Annotated in this window: 14 protein-coding genes; 5 read left to right on the top strand and 9 right to left on the bottom strand. The window is 54.6% G+C overall.

The window, feature by feature from the left end; translation table 11 throughout:
- Window positions 1–384: 384 nt before the first annotated feature.
- The 3 genes from FYZ48_RS08955 to FYZ48_RS08965 all read left to right on the top strand — a co-directional run bounded on the left by FYZ48_RS08955 (window position 385) and on the right by FYZ48_RS08965 (window position 4036).
- A complete protein-coding gene (locus FYZ48_RS08955) occupies window positions 385–1656 on the top strand; it encodes a PQQ-binding-like beta-propeller repeat protein (protein ID WP_242022508.1) in 1272 nt (423 codons plus the stop codon).
- Window positions 1657–1665: 9 nt separating this feature from the next.
- Complete coding sequence (locus FYZ48_RS08960) at window positions 1666–3159, top strand: FAD-binding domain-containing protein (RefSeq protein WP_149339511.1); 1494 nt, start codon at window positions 1666–1668, stop codon at window positions 3157–3159.
- A gap of 85 nt (window positions 3160–3244) precedes the next feature.
- Window positions 3245–4036 carry a class I SAM-dependent methyltransferase gene (locus FYZ48_RS08965; protein WP_187781942.1) on the top strand — a complete coding sequence of 264 codons (792 nt, stop codon included), beginning with the start codon at window positions 3245–3247 and terminating at the stop codon, window positions 4034–4036.
- On the opposite strand, the gene FYZ48_RS08970 is transcribed toward FYZ48_RS08965, so the two are convergent.
- The 5 genes from FYZ48_RS08970 to FYZ48_RS08990 form a co-directional block, all read right to left on the bottom strand.
- Complete coding sequence (locus tag FYZ48_RS08970; protein ID WP_149339515.1) at window positions 4027–4500, bottom strand: hypothetical protein; 474 nt, start codon at window positions 4498–4500, stop codon at window positions 4027–4029. The two genes, FYZ48_RS08965 and FYZ48_RS08970, sit on opposite strands and share 10 nt — an antisense overlap.
- Window positions 4501–4599: 99 nt before the next feature.
- The gene (locus FYZ48_RS08975; protein ID WP_145042762.1) at window positions 4600–5010 is read right to left on the bottom strand and encodes a VOC family protein; all 411 of its coding nucleotides are present in this window, start codon (window positions 5008–5010) and stop codon (window positions 4600–4602) included.
- Between the two features lie 14 nt (window positions 5011–5024).
- Window positions 5025–5249, bottom strand: a complete 225-nt coding sequence (locus FYZ48_RS08980; protein WP_149339517.1) for a helix-turn-helix domain-containing protein — start codon at window positions 5247–5249, stop codon at window positions 5025–5027.
- Window positions 5250–5328: 79 nt separating this feature from the next.
- A complete protein-coding gene (locus FYZ48_RS08985; RefSeq protein ID WP_149339519.1) occupies window positions 5329–5862 on the bottom strand; it encodes a DUF2975 domain-containing protein in 534 nt (177 codons plus the stop codon).
- A gap of 115 nt (window positions 5863–5977) precedes the next feature.
- The gene (locus FYZ48_RS08990) at window positions 5978–7423 is read right to left on the bottom strand and encodes a sulfatase-like hydrolase/transferase (protein ID WP_242022509.1); all 1446 of its coding nucleotides are present in this window, start codon (window positions 7421–7423) and stop codon (window positions 5978–5980) included.
- A gap of 249 nt (window positions 7424–7672) precedes the next feature.
- Between FYZ48_RS08990 and FYZ48_RS08995 the strand changes: the two genes are divergently transcribed.
- Complete coding sequence (locus tag FYZ48_RS08995; protein ID WP_149339521.1) at window positions 7673–9859, top strand: hypothetical protein; 2187 nt, start codon at window positions 7673–7675, stop codon at window positions 9857–9859.
- Window positions 9860–10028: 169 nt separating this feature from the next.
- Window positions 10029–10490: a hypothetical protein gene (locus tag FYZ48_RS09000; RefSeq protein WP_149339523.1), complete on the top strand. Its 462-nt coding sequence runs from the start codon at window positions 10029–10031 to the stop codon at window positions 10488–10490.
- An 84-nt stretch (window positions 10491–10574) separates the two neighbouring features.
- Here FYZ48_RS09000 and FYZ48_RS09005 read toward each other — a convergent pair whose 3' ends face one another.
- The 4 genes from FYZ48_RS09005 to FYZ48_RS09015 all read right to left on the bottom strand — a co-directional run bounded on the left by FYZ48_RS09005 (window position 10575) and on the right by FYZ48_RS09015 (window position 14709).
- Complete coding sequence (locus FYZ48_RS09005) at window positions 10575–12200, bottom strand: calcineurin-like phosphoesterase C-terminal domain-containing protein (protein ID WP_149339525.1); 1626 nt, start codon at window positions 12198–12200, stop codon at window positions 10575–10577.
- A 222-nt stretch (window positions 12201–12422) separates the two neighbouring features.
- Window positions 12423–13400 (bottom strand): DUF1559 domain-containing protein, encoded by a 978-nt coding sequence (locus FYZ48_RS09010; protein ID WP_149339527.1) that lies wholly within the window; start codon window positions 13398–13400, stop codon window positions 12423–12425.
- A gap of 84 nt (window positions 13401–13484) precedes the next feature.
- Window positions 13485–13613, bottom strand: coding sequence for a hypothetical protein (locus FYZ48_RS29790; protein WP_261343285.1), 129 nt, complete (start codon window positions 13611–13613; stop codon window positions 13485–13487).
- Window positions 13614–13719: 106 nt separating this feature from the next.
- Entirely contained in the window at window positions 13720–14709 is a 990-nt protein-coding gene (locus tag FYZ48_RS09015; RefSeq protein ID WP_149339529.1) for a DUF1559 domain-containing protein, read from the bottom strand.
- Window positions 14710–14965 lie beyond the last annotated feature (256 nt).

The following is a 14965-nucleotide window of genomic DNA, read 5'->3' on the forward strand; positions in this document are numbered from 1 at the left end:
CCCCGTCTTTCCAGCTTCTGAGAGCCAGGTGACAGACAACTTTCCGCAGCGATGCTTCAGAACGAGTCCTGAAAGCATCTGACCGGGCTCGGAAGAGCGGTAGTCATGGGGTTTATTATATGATCCAAACTCGTTTTACAATCGGAATTTAGCTTTTTCTCTGAATTTGAACTGCAGAACTTTTTTGCCCCTTTAAATCTGAGCTGTTTGTCTATAACTAGACAGATTTCGGAGGCTACTGCCTGAAAGATCCACGTTTTTTGATCCGAGCTGTATTTTGCCGTGCTAAGTCATTCCTTGATATAAGTTTACAACATTTTTGCACAAAGAAACACCTGTTCTCTCTCAGTTTCCATTTCGGTCCCCTGCAGGAAAGTGTCCCCCATGCATCAATTCAAACTGATATCACTGTCGCTTGTTTTTATGTTCGGATTCACGGTGAGTGCCACCAGTGCGGATCAGACACTCCTCAATCAGAGCTGGTCCCAGTGGCGCGGCCCGCAGCGGAATGGCACGCTTTCCGGAACGACTCTGCCTGATTCACTGAGTGAACAAAGTCTGAAATTACGGTGGGAGCTCCCTCTGAGTCCGGGGTATTCGGGACCGATTGTGACCGCGGACCGGGTGTTCGTGACGGAGACCGTCAATGAGGAGACCGAAGTCGTCCGGGCCCTGGATCGTCAGACCGGCAAGGAACTCTGGAAACAGTCCTGGCCCGGTGCGATCAGTGTTCCCTTTTTCGCGAAAGCGAACGGGGACTGGATCCGCGCCACACCCGCGTTCGATGGAGAGCGATTGTATGTCGCAGGCATCCGGGACGTCCTGGTCTGCCTGGATGCGGCCAGTGGCAGCATTCTCTGGCGGCTCGACTTTGTGGAGCAGCTCAAATCTTCGCTGCCCTCATTCGGCTTTGCTTCATCTCCCCTCGTGACTGATGAGGCAGTTTATGTGCAGGCCGGTGGCGGCTTCTGTAAGGTCAACAAATTGACGGGGGAAGTCATCTGGCGTGTGTTGGAAGACGGGGGCGGCATGTTCGGCAGCGCGTTCTCTTCTCCTTGCCTGGCGGAACTGGATGGCGTGCTGCAGATTCTGGTTCAGACCCGGACGACACTGGCGGGTGTCGATCCGGAATCGGGTCAGGTGTTCTGGGAACAGAAGATCCCCGCCTTTCGTGGCATGAATATTCTGACGCCGGCTGTTGTGAACAACACCGTCTTTACCAGCAGCTATGGCGGACGTTCGTTTCTGTTTGACATCACCCGCAACGATGGAAAGTGGCAGGTCAAGGAACTCTGGTCGAATGCGATTCAGGGTTACATGTCATCGCCGATCATCCTGGACGGGTACATTTACCTGCATTTGAAAAATCAACGTTTTACCTGTCTCGATCTGAAAACCGGGAAAGCGTTCTGGACAACAGCCCCATACGGTAAATACTGGAGCATGGTCACCGATGGTCAGAAGATTCTGGCGTTGGATCAGAAAGGGGAACTGCTGTTGATCAAAGCCAGTCCCAAGAAATTCGACCTGCTTGATCAGCGGAAAGTCGCCGACGACTCCTGGGCATACCTGGCTGTCAGCGGTAAGGATCTGTTGATCCGTGACCTGAAGCAGCTCTCTGTTTACCAGGCAGAGTCGGACAGTCCGAAGAATTAAGAGGTTAGCATGAGCGTTCCTGAAATTCGTATCCGCCAGTTGAATGAGGCTCCTCTGAAAGAGGATGGAGACTTTGTTTTGTACTGGATGATCGCCAACCGCCGCACCCGTTTCAATTTCAGCCTGGAGCGGGCGGTCGAACTGGCGAAGGGTCTGGATAAACCGCTGGTCGTCTTTGAAGCCTTGCGCTGCGGTTACCGCTGGGCCAGCGACCGGATGCATCGCTTTGTGCTGCAGGGCATGGCGGATAACCGAGCGAACTTTGAAGAGACTGTGGCGACGTACTACTATTATGTGGAACCCGAGGCAGGTCATGGATCTGGACTGCTGGAGGCACTGGCTGACAAAGCGTGCGCGATTGTTACTGATGATTTTCCCTGCTTCTTTTTGCCGCGGATGCTGGACCACGTGGCCCCGCGCTTGCCCGTCAGCCTGGAAGCCATCGATTCCAATGGACTGCTGCCTCTGCGGGCTGCGTCCCAGACTTATCCCACGGCGTATGCATTTCGTCGCTTCCTGCACAAGGAACTGCCGCCCCACCTGCTGGAGATGCCTAAGACGAATCCCCTGGCCCGTATTAAACTGCCCGAACTGAAATCGCTGCCCAAAGAGATTCTCGATCGCTGGCCGATGGCGACCGATGAACTGCTGACCGCCACGCCTGAAGTACTGGCGGACCTGCCCGTTGATCACAGTGTTGGTCCAGCATCCTTTGACGGCGGTGAAGAAGCAGCACTCAAAGCGCTGCGGCGTTTCTTCGATACCCGCTTCAAACGCTACGCGGACGAACGAAACCTGCCTGAAGAAGAAGTGACCAGCGGGCTCTCCCCTTACCTGCACTTCGGTCACATCTCGACACATGATGTGTTTGATTCCATCGCCCGCCGGGAAGAGTGGTCGGTCGAAAAAGTGATGGATCAGAAGCCGTCGGGCAAACGAGCCGGGTGGTGGCAGATGAGTGAGACGGCGGAAAGTTTTCTGGATGAACTGATCACCTGGCGGGAGCTGGGTTACAACATGTGCTGGCAGCGGGATGACTACGACCAGTACTCTTCCCTGCCCGACTGGGCGCAGACCACGCTCGACGAGCACGCGTCCGATCCGCGCGAGCATACTTACTCGCTGGAAGAGTTCGAACAGGCGAAAACACATGATCCCCTCTGGAACGCAGCCCAGACGCAACTGGTGACCGAAGGCCGTCTGCATAATTACATGCGGATGCTGTGGGGCAAGAAAATCCTGCACTGGTCGGACTCTCCTCAGGACGCGCTCGAGATCATGATCGAACTCAACAACAAGTATGCGGTCGATGGGCGGAATCCGAATTCGTATTCCGGCATCTTCTGGTGCCTGGGCCGTTACGATCGTGCCTGGGGTCCCGAGCGGGAGATCTTTGGGAAGATCCGCTACATGACCAGTCAGAACACGGCCCGCAAATTCAGCGTCGATGGCTACCTGGAACGCTACGGGAATCAGAAACGCCAGGGGGCGTTATTCGATTGAAGTTTACGGCAGCCCTGCACTACACTGACTCTCTGTCAGCCTAATCAATAACGTTTGTCAGTGCACAAGACCAGGGAGCCCGGCGGTGGCCAGAGATCTTTTTCAGGGAACGGTGCCTTATTACGTGCGGTATCGCGTGCCCTACCCCGAAGAACTGCTCACCCGAATCCGGGATCGGGCTGCGATCTCCGGAGACGGCTGCCTGCTGGACCTGGGCAGCGGCACCGGTGAAATTGCCTTGAGACTCGCTCCGCACTTCCGGGCGGTCACTGCTGTCGAGCCGGACGAGGCGATGCGAACCGCCGGCATACAGAAGATGCAGGATCAGCAGATTCGGAACGTAGAGTGGCTGCCTCAGATGGCGGAAGAATTTACTGCAGGGGACGATACTTTCGAACTGGTGTCAATCGGGGCCGCCTTCCACTGGATGGATCGCCCGCGTCTGGCCCGACGAATACGAGAGTGGCTGGTTCCGGGACAACCGCTGGTCATCCTGGGCTACACCAGTATCTGGAGCGGAACTGCTGAGTGGCTCCGACTGGTGCGGGAAGTTCTGCAGCGCTGCCTGGGAGAAAAACGGCGTGCAGGTTCGGGCAATTATCCCGAACTGGCTCAGCCTCACGAACAGGTTCTGCTGGAGGCCGATTTCCAGTTCGAGGAAATCAAATACCAGCACGCACAAGAGTGGACTCTCGCCGACCTGATCGGCAATCTAAATTCCACATCCTTTGCCTCCCCCGCGGTACTGGGTGAGAAACGGCAAGCGTTCGAAGCCGACCTGCGACAGACGCTCCTCGCTTACGACTCCAGTGGCTCCTATACCGAAGAGATGACGTTTTACGCCCTGCTGGCATGGCCGTGTAGAACTTACCGCTGACGATATCCGTGATACAGATTCAGTAGGCGATAGTCTTCAGCCTGTCTGATCTGTTCGACGGTGATCTCTGCCAATTTGGACAGCAGCAGAGCACCGCCCGTGAACAGTATTCCGCGTGTTTTCTGTTTCGGCTTTTCAGTCATTGCTTCTAAAGCTTTCTCTTCTGCTATATGTCCGAAGAACTCCCGTAGCAAACGGTCTTCGTCTTCTGAAATGGAAGACGGATTTGAAGGAAGAAATGGAGCAATGTTAGTTTGAGAGAGCAGGATGTGCCCATTCGTCAGGTGATTTTGTTTCTGCTCTGTGTTTTCCGGTTCAGAAACGGCAACCAGCGGTGTGACTAAGGCCGGCGGTGCGGGTAACTCGATCGTTCCCAGTTCGTAAATACTTCCCTGCTTTTCGGTTGCAGAAACGAGAGAACAGGTCAGTCCCCAGATGACGACGGTGAATAACAGCTGACGCATGGCAGGCCCCCTTTCCGGTTCGATAAGTGAACGCGTTCCTTCAGCCGCGGTTCTTATCAGAACGAAGCCCATGTGTCGAGGCCTTTTGTCCAGTGCCGCTCAGTAAATGGGCCAGATGCCGGGGGTGGCGAGTTCGAGCACATGGTCATCGGGATCGCGGAAGTAGAGACTTTCGCCGCCGCGGGGCCAGCTCATGCGGCTGATAATTTCCACGCCTGCAGAGACGAGGCGTTCTTCCCATTTTGCGAGGTCGTCCCGTTCGATGGCGAAGGCGAAGTGGACCGGGCCATCACCATCGTGTGGTGGAATCACACCCCCTTCGAGATGGGCAGCGGTATGCGTGGCGCCCCGTTTGAAGATCAGAAACACGCTGCGGTCGCCGGCATTCATCGCGCAGAACCGCTGGTCCTCCGCCATGATTTCGAATTCAAACAACTGCCGATAAAAGTCGACCGCGGTCTGCAGGTCATCCACGTAAATCGACGTCTCCAGTACGCCATGCACTTTCACTCTGGTCTCTCCTCTCAGGCTGCCTGACTCTGTGCTTCCGCTTCATAACGCAGGATATCACCGGGCTGACACTCCAGGTATTCACAGATCTTTTCCAGCGTCGCGAAGCGAATCCCTTTGACTTTTCCTGACTTGAGCAGCGATAGATTCTGCTCGGTAATCCCCACATGTTTCGCCAGATCGCGTGAGGTGACTTTGCGTCGGGCCAGCATGACATCCAGTGTTATATAAATTCGCATCGATTCCTGCTTCGCTCGCTAAAACTCGTGTTAAGCTCTGATTCTACTATAGCTGAATTCCCGGCGGGTCACCAGACGTCTAAATGATCTGGGCGTGTTCTTCCGCGATCAGACTGGCCCGCTTTAACAGATTCGCCAGCAGAAAGATGAGTGCTCCAACTCCCGCCAGGATGAACTGATTCGAACCGATGCTGATCGCCAGCATTCTCTGTCCGGGCGGATTATGCATCGTCAATACCACACTGAGCGCCGCGCCGCAGATGGGAGATAATAAAGCAGAGCCCATCAGCCCCAGGGCAAAACGTTTCAGCAGCCGACTGTTTTGTGTGCCCAGATAATCTTCGGCACAACAGGCTTTGAGAAAACGACGTAGCGAAATCAGCCCCCAGTACGTGGGTGCGATCAGCAGGGCAGAGAGTAAAACCATGCCCACTTTAGTTGATACCGGCAGCGGAAAAGGAATGGCCTGGACAGGAATCCTGCCATTCTGTTTCGCGATCAGGTCGGCACAAAACCAGACCCAGATTAAAAATGCGGGCATCACCCAGAGGGACAGAGCACACAGATAATACAGAATACGGCAAATGACACTGGTACGATCTTTACGAGCCATCTCAGGAATCCTTTCCAAAGGGTTTTAATGTAAGACGGCGAATTTTTATCGTTTTACGATAAACAGCACAACCCCGGTTTTTGAGATTTCGGGATCGATTCCACTTCCCGCCGCTCTAATTCCCCTGCGACAGCCAGCCTCCCGGCTGTGGTGTCGCGGTGGACTGCGTATCGCGGTACCAGGCTTTGAGCTGCTTGAGCATTTTCGCAGCCTGAGCAGGTTCGGTTTTCTGCAGGTCCTCTTTCTCGCCCGGATCGCGATCGAGGCGATAGAGTTCGACCTTTTCATTTTCGAAGGTGCCTGGTTTCGCACGGGGATGCTGCACAACCAGTTTCCAGGGACCGTCCCGCATCGCTTCTGCGCGACCGCCCCGATTCGAAAGTGAGGCCCAGAACAGCGGACGCGGCGGGAGCGATTTCTGTTCAAACAGAACCGGAGAGAGATCGACGCCATCCAGGGGACGCTCCCGGGGCGGAGTCACCTGGGCGATTCCCAGCAGGGTCGGCATGACATCGATGCTGATCGCAGGGACGTCCGAGACGGCGCCCGCCTCAATCTTACCAGGCCACCAGGCGATGGCGGGCACGCGATGGCCGCCTTCATAAACCGAACCTTTGGCACCCCGTAGCGTGGGACTACCACTCGGGAAATCACGCGAGGGACCATTGTCCGAGAAGAACAGCACGAACGTATTTTTATCGAGTCCCGATTTCACGAGGAACTCACGAATCTGCCCTACGCCTTCATCGACGGGGAGCGTCATCCCTTTGAACTTCTCGATGCGTTCCCCTTCATGGGCCGGCTTCCAGCGTTTCCAGCCTTCGGCTTCGGTGCGACGAACCGGATCGCCGGGAACCTGGACCGGATTGTGAATCGCTTCATGTGCCAGGTAGAGGCAGAAGGGACGGTCCTGATTGTCCTTGATGAACTGCAGGGCGTACTGGTTGATCAGGTGCGTCGAGTAGCCGGGTTCCTCGGTCTCCTTGCGTCCGTGCCACCAGTCGTGTTTGACGTGGTCTCCCACATGACTGATGAAATCAATATTGCCGCTGTGATAACCGACGAAGGTATCGAACCCGTGATTGTCAGGATGATACTCTGCGGAATTGTGCGGGTAGCCCTGGTGCCATTTCCCGATCAGGCCGGTCTGGTAACCTGCCTGTTTCAACAGTTCGGCGAAGGTGTTTTCGCTGCGTTTCAAACCTTTCAGATGCTCGGGATGATCGCTGACCGGATGGATGACCGCTTCAATGCCGGCCCGCTGCTGATAGCGACCGGTGAGCAGACCGGCCCGCGTGGGCGAACAGACGGTGCCTGAAGAATGAAAGTCGGTCAGCTTCAGGCCTTCCGCTGCCAGCCGATCGATCTCGGGAGTTTTAAAGTAGGGATTGCCGAAACAGCTGACTCCGGCATAGCCCATATCGTCGACCATAATCACGATCAGATTGGGGCGATCTCCCGGCGTCCGCGGGGCTGCGGCTGTGGTGCTTCGTAGAGCAGACAGGGAGAGACAGAGCGTCAACAGGCACAGACTTAAGATACGCATCCCGGAATTGAGCACGATTCGATTCCTCTTTGATTACAGGTAGAAACGGGAAGATCAGGCGGGTCGCGCATCGATTATAACAGACGCGAGAGGAAAAGCACGGTTGCACTCCCAGACCCTGCTATGACAGTCTGACCGGCGTCCTTTGAAATCTGAAATTTCTGCTTGCGTTCCTGCAAACAATTCAGGACGATTGTACTTCAGATCAGTCGATCCAATTTCATTTCTTATCATTCTGGATCTCTTAGCTGGCGGGACCAAATCATGATTCAATTCCAGTGTGAACACTGTTTTCAGGAATACAAAGTCCGCGACGACCGCGCGGGGCAGACTCTCAAGTGCAAATCCTGTGGAGAGCGGATGCAGGTTCCGGCAGGTGAGGATGACCTGCTGGACGATTTCTACGAGGACGATGAGGAAGTCTACGAACGCCAGGCCCGGCCGGCGCGTAAAAAGGCGTCATCCAAAGGGGGCAAACAGAAAAAGCAGTCGGGGAGCAGCGCGAATTCTCCGGTGACCATGATTGCTGGTATCGTGGCCTTCGTGGTGATGTTCTTTGTCTCTTATACGCTGGTCCGTTCCCTGATGGGAGGGGGAGAACCGGAAGAGATCGCACAGCCGCACCAGGAACTGGCTCCCGCGGGAGTGACACCAGCGCCCGCCCCCGCGCCTGTCGAGGAAAAAGCCGACTCAGAGCCCCCGGCGAAACCGATGGAGGTCGCACAATCCAAACCGGTGAGCGGTCAACCGGCGGCGAAGAAAGCGACGCCGGCTCCTGCGAAACCGAAACCCCAGCCCGAACCGGAGCAGAAGTGGACGTCCCTCGTCGATCCGCCGCTGGTGACCGCGGAGTGGCCGGAATCGTCACGTTTGAAAATTGATCTGAAGAATGCGGAAGAAAAACTGGTCGTCCCCAGCGGTTCCGGCCCGGTAGTCGCTGTGCAGTATAAGAACCGCAGTCTCTATCACTTTGACATCTGGAACCTGGCGACGGAAAAGAAAATCGGTGAGATCTCGATCACGCCTCCCCAGGAATGGATGATCCTGACGCCCAAATTCAAACTCAGTGCAGACGGGAAATATCTGCTGCTGAATATTACCGAACGTACATCGAAAATCCCCAAGCTGGTCTGCTGGGATACCACGACCGGGAAAATCGTTTCTGAATGGCAGATTGATGCGCCCGGCAGCGTGGTCTCTTTATATGAAATCTGTGGGAACAATGCCGCGTTCGTGCAGTTGATCCGCAAAGACGGGGGCAAATACAAAACGATTCTCAAACGCTGGGACCTGCAGACCGGGAAACTCGAACAGGAAAGCGAGATCAAATCCAGTGAGTTCGCGAGCCACAGTTACCTGGTCAGTCCGGGAGGCAACTACCTGGCGACCAACACGAGTAACAAAGTTTTCTTCTATGATCTGCGCACGCTGAAACTGATCTATCTCATGGAGCTGGATGGTCACCTGGATCCCCGTGCGAAATACTATTCGCTGCAGGCCCTGGATTTTTCGCGGGACGGGAAACAACTGGGGATGCTGGTCACCGAATCGGGAAAAACCGAGATCTGGCTGGTGAACCTGGAAGACGGCAATCCGGAACGGGCGTTCGAAATAGCCGGCAACCTGAGTGATCAGTTCAGTCAGCCTTCCTACGAAGGGAACAAGCTGGAACTGACCCCGTCCGGCAGAAGTTTTCTGCTCTACGGTGCCCTGCTCGTCGATCGCGAGAGCCGGCGCAGCGTATGGGTCCTCGAACCGCCGCCGAACGTGATTATCCGCCGGCCCCTCTACCTGACTCCCCATTATCTGTTTGCGAACACCGACAGTGCACTGACCGATGACAAGGGGCGTCTGCGACTTAACCGCAAACCTCAACTGGTGACGGTACCTCTGCCGGAGAAACAGATCACCGATGGTCTGGCTGCTTACCAGAGCGAGTCGGATGCGCTTCTGAGGACCGGCTCGAAAGTCAGTATCAATGTCAACGTGGTGAATATCAAATTCGGCAAGGAAGACGAAGTCAAAGAAGTTCTGCAGGAAGTGCTCAAGGATCGCCTGGAAGCAGATGGTTTCGAAGTGGCGGAAGACCAGCCACTGATCTTCCAGATGGAATACCAGGAACAGGAAGGAAACAAACTGCAGATGTCGAAACGGGGCCGGCCTTCACCCGGGAATCCGCTGGGCCGCACTCCCACCGGAGAAACACTGCAATCGACGGCAGCCGCGTTCAAGCTGTCGTGGGTGCAGAAGTCTCCCAAGCGCACGCTGTGGACGAAACAGGTGCTGGTCAATCCCCGCTTTCTGATTCTCCGCAATGCCACCGAACAGGAGGCCCGCGAGCAGATGTTTGAGGGACTGCAGAACCGGTTGATGGGAGAACTGATCCCCTACTTCATCCCGAAAGAAAAAGGGCTCTCGATGCTGCCCGGCGAGACACAACTGCCGGAGTAATCCTTCACTTTCCGACTCATTGTGCTTCATCCATCACGGTTCAACCGAGACTTCTCTTGAAAGCGGTATTGAACTGCGCGTGATACTCGGATTACAATACAGGACATGCACATCCATTAATAAAATGGTGCACTGAATTAGTCTCTGTATTCAATTGAAGGATGATTCCATGCGTAAACTGGTATACGGCTTGATTTGTGGTCTGTTCATCATGGGACTCGGAACCGACGCGGAAGAAATCCAGACGGCGCGTGCCGACGATGCGGACAAATGCGAAAGCAAGCCGGCCGATGAAAAGGATCTGGAAGGTGAGAAGCGACTCAGCAAGTTCATGCACGAAAAACTGACCAGCTCGCAACTCGTACTCGAAGGACTGATGATCGAGGATTACGAGAAGATGCAGAAGGGGGCCAAACGCATGATCGAGATGAGTAACGCCACCGAATGGCAGGTGGTCGAGGGACCCATCTTTGCCCGTCAGAGTGAAGAGTTTCGTTCCGCCGCCAAGCAGGTGATTAAATTCGCCAAAGAGAAAAACATCGACGGCGCCTCACTCAGTTACCTGCACCTGACAATGACCTGCATCAACTGCCATAAGAAGGTCAACAAAGTGCTGATCTCGCAGCGTTAAGCTTTCATAACACATAAAAAACAACGGGACCTGTGAAGCGAATTCACAGGTCCCGTCAGATCAATGCAAGTGATCCTCACAGTGCTACTTTTCAGTAGACGCTGTCTTCTCGGATGGTTTCGCGGGCGTGATGCGAATCACGCGACCTGCGACATGTTCATCGCCGTCCATCTCGACCGTGCGGATCCGCAGCAGATGCGTGCCCGACTTCAGACCGTCGGGCAGCTTGGCCTGCCAGAGATGTGTTGAGTTCTTGGCCTTGGGGAGATTGCGATAAGATTTTCCTTCGACGCCGTTCTCCGTTTCGGACAGCTTCTTGAAGCTGGGATCGATGGCGACAATCCGCTCCATGGGAGCCCAGCTGCCGGACTCACCAATCTGCATTTCCACCTTCGATTTTTCCGAACCGTTAAACACGTTGACCATCACGTTGGTTTCCGCGACCTGATCGACGGTGACCGCTTCAGGGGCGATGATATTCATCTGGTATTTCGCAGCACGACCGGCGGCTCGAAAGTCCAGGTTATATTCTTTGCCGTCAAAGGTAATGATGGAATAACCGTTGGGAGCACCGTCGGCCATCATCGTATGCGGAATACCCCGTTCATCCGGAGCACCGGACCACCAGCTGCCGCTGACGGTTACGTTGATGATGTGATGGTGCGGCTTGGCGCCCCGCCAGCCATCTTCTTTAGTGATGAAGCGGTGTTCGTGATGATGGGTATGACCGGAAATGGACATACAGAAGGGACGTTTTTCGATCAGGCGATACAGGTCCTGGCGATCTTCGACGCCGACCAGCGGGATGTGCATCATCAGGACAACCAGCTGATCTTCGGGAATCTGCTGCAGATCGTTCTTGACGAATTCGATCTGCTCTTTGCCGAGACCACCCTGGTATTTGCCCTTCTTCTTTTTATTCTTTTTGGTTTCATCGGTGACGATCCATTCGATGTCGTCCAGCACGATGAAATGCACGGTGCCGTAATCGAAGGAGTAATAAGAGGGACCGAAGGCCCGCTCGAATGTTTCATCGCTCAACCTATCGTTGGGGGCATCGTAGTTGATGTCGTGGTTGCCGATAACGTTGTACCAGGGAATCCCCAGGAGAGCGATGCCCCGTGCCTGCGATTCGAACAGCGACAGATCGTCAAACAGAATGTCGCCCAGCGTGACGCCGAACGAAGCATCGGTGCCGACGAGGTCTTCGATTACATCATGGGCGATGTAGTCGATCTCTTTCTGATCGCGGGGCTGTGGATCACCGAAAAAGAGGGCCCGGAACTGATTGGGCTCTTTTTGCGGGTAGAGGGGGAAGTCGACCGATTCCGGTAGCGGTCCGGTGGGGGCGACGCCGGCGAAGTGTGACTTGGGTGAGCCGTTGGGCTTATGAATGTAATAGAACTCGGGTGTGAGATTCTTGCTCAGCGGAGTCCGCCAGTTGCGGGGTTTGATGACGAACAGAATGGTGTCATCGGTAACGGGCAGTTCATACTTTCCGTTTTCATCTGTGCGAACGACTTTGAGTCCATTCGAAACCGCAACGCCTGGCAGCGTTTTCTCGCCGGCATCGAACTTCCGGTTCTGGTTGGCATCATGAAATACGTATCCGGTGGCAGTTTTACCTGACGATTCCGCCCGGCTCAGCCCCTGCTGGGTCAGCAGGAAGATTCCTGCCAGCAGCACGGTAGTCAGTGTGAAGCGACGCATTGAAATATCCTTGTAAAGAATCTCGTGATCTAAACAATCTCTAGTAATATGTTACGTCACCGAGGGACGAGACAAAACCCACAGCCTCACTTTTTCGGCAGAGTTCTATCTGGCCATACAGACAGCACGTAATCAAACAAAACAACCGGAGGATGCGATCGGCGTCAGATCCTCCGGTTGAGAACATTCAGTAAAACAGAGTCCGTTCATTCCCAGCCCGTCTTAGAAGTTATCAATCACTTCCCGGTTGGCGCGGGTGCCCAGGGCCTGGTAGATGGTCTGACTGATATTTTCAGAAATGAAGCGACAGGAACCATCGGCCAGTCCGACCTGAACGCCCCCTTCATGCTGGCTGCGGGCAGCGGCAATCTGCGTTCCGTCGTTTGCTTCGGTACAGGGCAATTCGGCCGTGTTAGAACACTTGGGCAGAATGTCTGCGGTGGTGCTGTTCGGATTGCGACCGGCACTGAAGGCGGAGCCCCCCATGCCGGAATAAACCCAGGCACCACGGGCATCGGAGGTATTATCATTAAGATAGTTCAGTTCCCCGGTCAGCAGGGTGTTACTGGTACCATCTTTGATGTCCCGGATGCTGATCGAAGAGTTGATCGTAAAGATGCCGCCATGAGTATTGGTGTAGGAATCGGTCAGATTGCCGTTTCCGTAGTTAGCAGCGTAGTTACCGCGGGACATGTGCTCCAGCGAACGGAACGCGACATTGCTGCGACGATCCCAGGGATGACTGGGGCAACGGTAAGCCGCGGGAGCATAATGGCCGAAAATATTATTCATGTAATCCAGGGGATCGCGACCGTTCAACACGGGGGCGGCATTATCCCAGAGCGAGCTCTGTTCCATTTGTGGCAGGATGTAAACCAGCCAGTTACCACCCAGGCTGTGCTGATCGGTACATTCCTGGAGACCGGTCAGGTTCGTGGGGGGAGTACCGCCACACAGACCGATGACACCACCAGGAGGGAAGACACCATGTGTGTCGTGGTAGTTCTGCAGGGCCAGGCCCAGCTGTTTAAGATTGTTTTTACATTGACTGCGGCGGGCAGCTTCGCGGGCCTGCTGCACTGCGGGCAACAGCAGCGCGATCAGAATCGCGATGATCGCGATCACCACGAGCAGTTCGATCAGAGTAAAACCGCGACGGTTTTTTCCGGTAACGGAATCGGACGAAATCAGACGTAACATCTTCTTCTCCTTGATACGTAAATGAAAACTATAAGACAGACAGGCGGAGTAAATCGTGATGAATCGTCTTGCCTGCAGGGACGATTAGGGATCGGTGTATTCCGGTGTCGGTGTGGAATCGCCGGGAACGCCTTCTTCGGGTTCTCCCGAGCAACCAGTCAGTGACAGAGTCAGACAGAATACACAGCACAACAGCAGGTAGTATTTTTTCATGAGAATCAGCTCCTCTCATTCAGGAAACAACAGCTCAGCCGAAGAATGGGTTCAAACGCGCCATTCTCCGGCTGGCTCGTATAACGACATCGAATCTGATAACCGCTTAGAAGTTATCAATCACTTCCCGGTTAGCGCGGGTTCCCAGGGCCTGATAGATGGCCTGGCTGATATTTTCAGAGATGAACCGGCAGGAACCGTCGGCCAGTCCGACCTGGACGCCTCCGGTATGATGACTGCGGGAAGCCGCAATCTGGGTTCCGTCGTTTCCGGCGGTACAAGGCAGCTCGGTAGTGGTGCTACAGCTGGCCAGGATGTCGGCGGTTGTTGAATTGGGGTTCCGACCTGTACTGAAAGCGGAACCACCCATGCCGGAATAAACCCAGGCACCGCGGGCATCGGAGGTATTATCGTTGAGGTACATGACCTCGCCGGTCAGCAGCGTATTGCTGGTACCATCTTTGATGTCCCGAATTCCGACTGCGGAGTTGATGGTAAAGACACCAGCATGGGTATTCGTGTAAGACTCGGTCAGGTTGCCTGAACCGTAGTTGGCAGCGTAGTTACCGCGTGACATGTGCTCCAGGGCACGGAACGAGACGTTCGAACGACGATCCCAGGGATGGCTCGGGCAGCGATAAGCTGCAGGAGCATAGTGACCGAATACGTTATTCATCGCGTCCAGGGGGTTTTTGTCTCCACTCAAAATGGGAGCAGCTTTTTCCCACAGAGAACTCTGTTCCATCTGAGGCAGGATATACAGCAACCAGTTGCCGCCCAGGCTCAAACCACTACATTCCTGGCTACCGGAAATATTGGTTGGAGGTGTACCCGCACAGGTTCCAATCACTCCACCGGGAGGGAAGACGCCGTGCGTATCATGATAGTTCTGCAGTGCAATCCCCAACTGCTTGAGATTGTTTTTGCACTGGCTGCGACGTGCGGCTTCACGGGCCTGCTGCACAGCGGGTAACAGTAACGCAATCAGAATGGCGATAATCGCGATTACCACCAGCAACTCGATCAAAGTAAAACCACGACGATGTACTGCAACGGCAGTACGCGCGCCGGCAGGGCGCAAAAAGCGAAGAAGCATCAAAGCAACTCCCAAAAAACGAAGAGAAAAACAGATTGACTTGGCGTTTCAAGGCACTTTGATGCCGAGGATGGTCTTGACTGACCGTTTTGTCGGAAGGTTAGGCAGGAAGGATGCTCCGCTACTCCGAAGTTGCGGGAATCCTACAAGGCGTTTATTAAGATTGAATGTCGAAAAAATGAAATGTCGTTTCTAAGCGGTCGGTGTGTTCTCATGCATACCATTCTTTTTTGAAAAAATTGTCTGATTGCCAAAG

It is taken from the genome of Gimesia chilikensis (assembly GCF_008329715.1).
Lineage (GTDB): Bacteria > Planctomycetota > Planctomycetia > Planctomycetales > Planctomycetaceae > Gimesia > Gimesia chilikensis.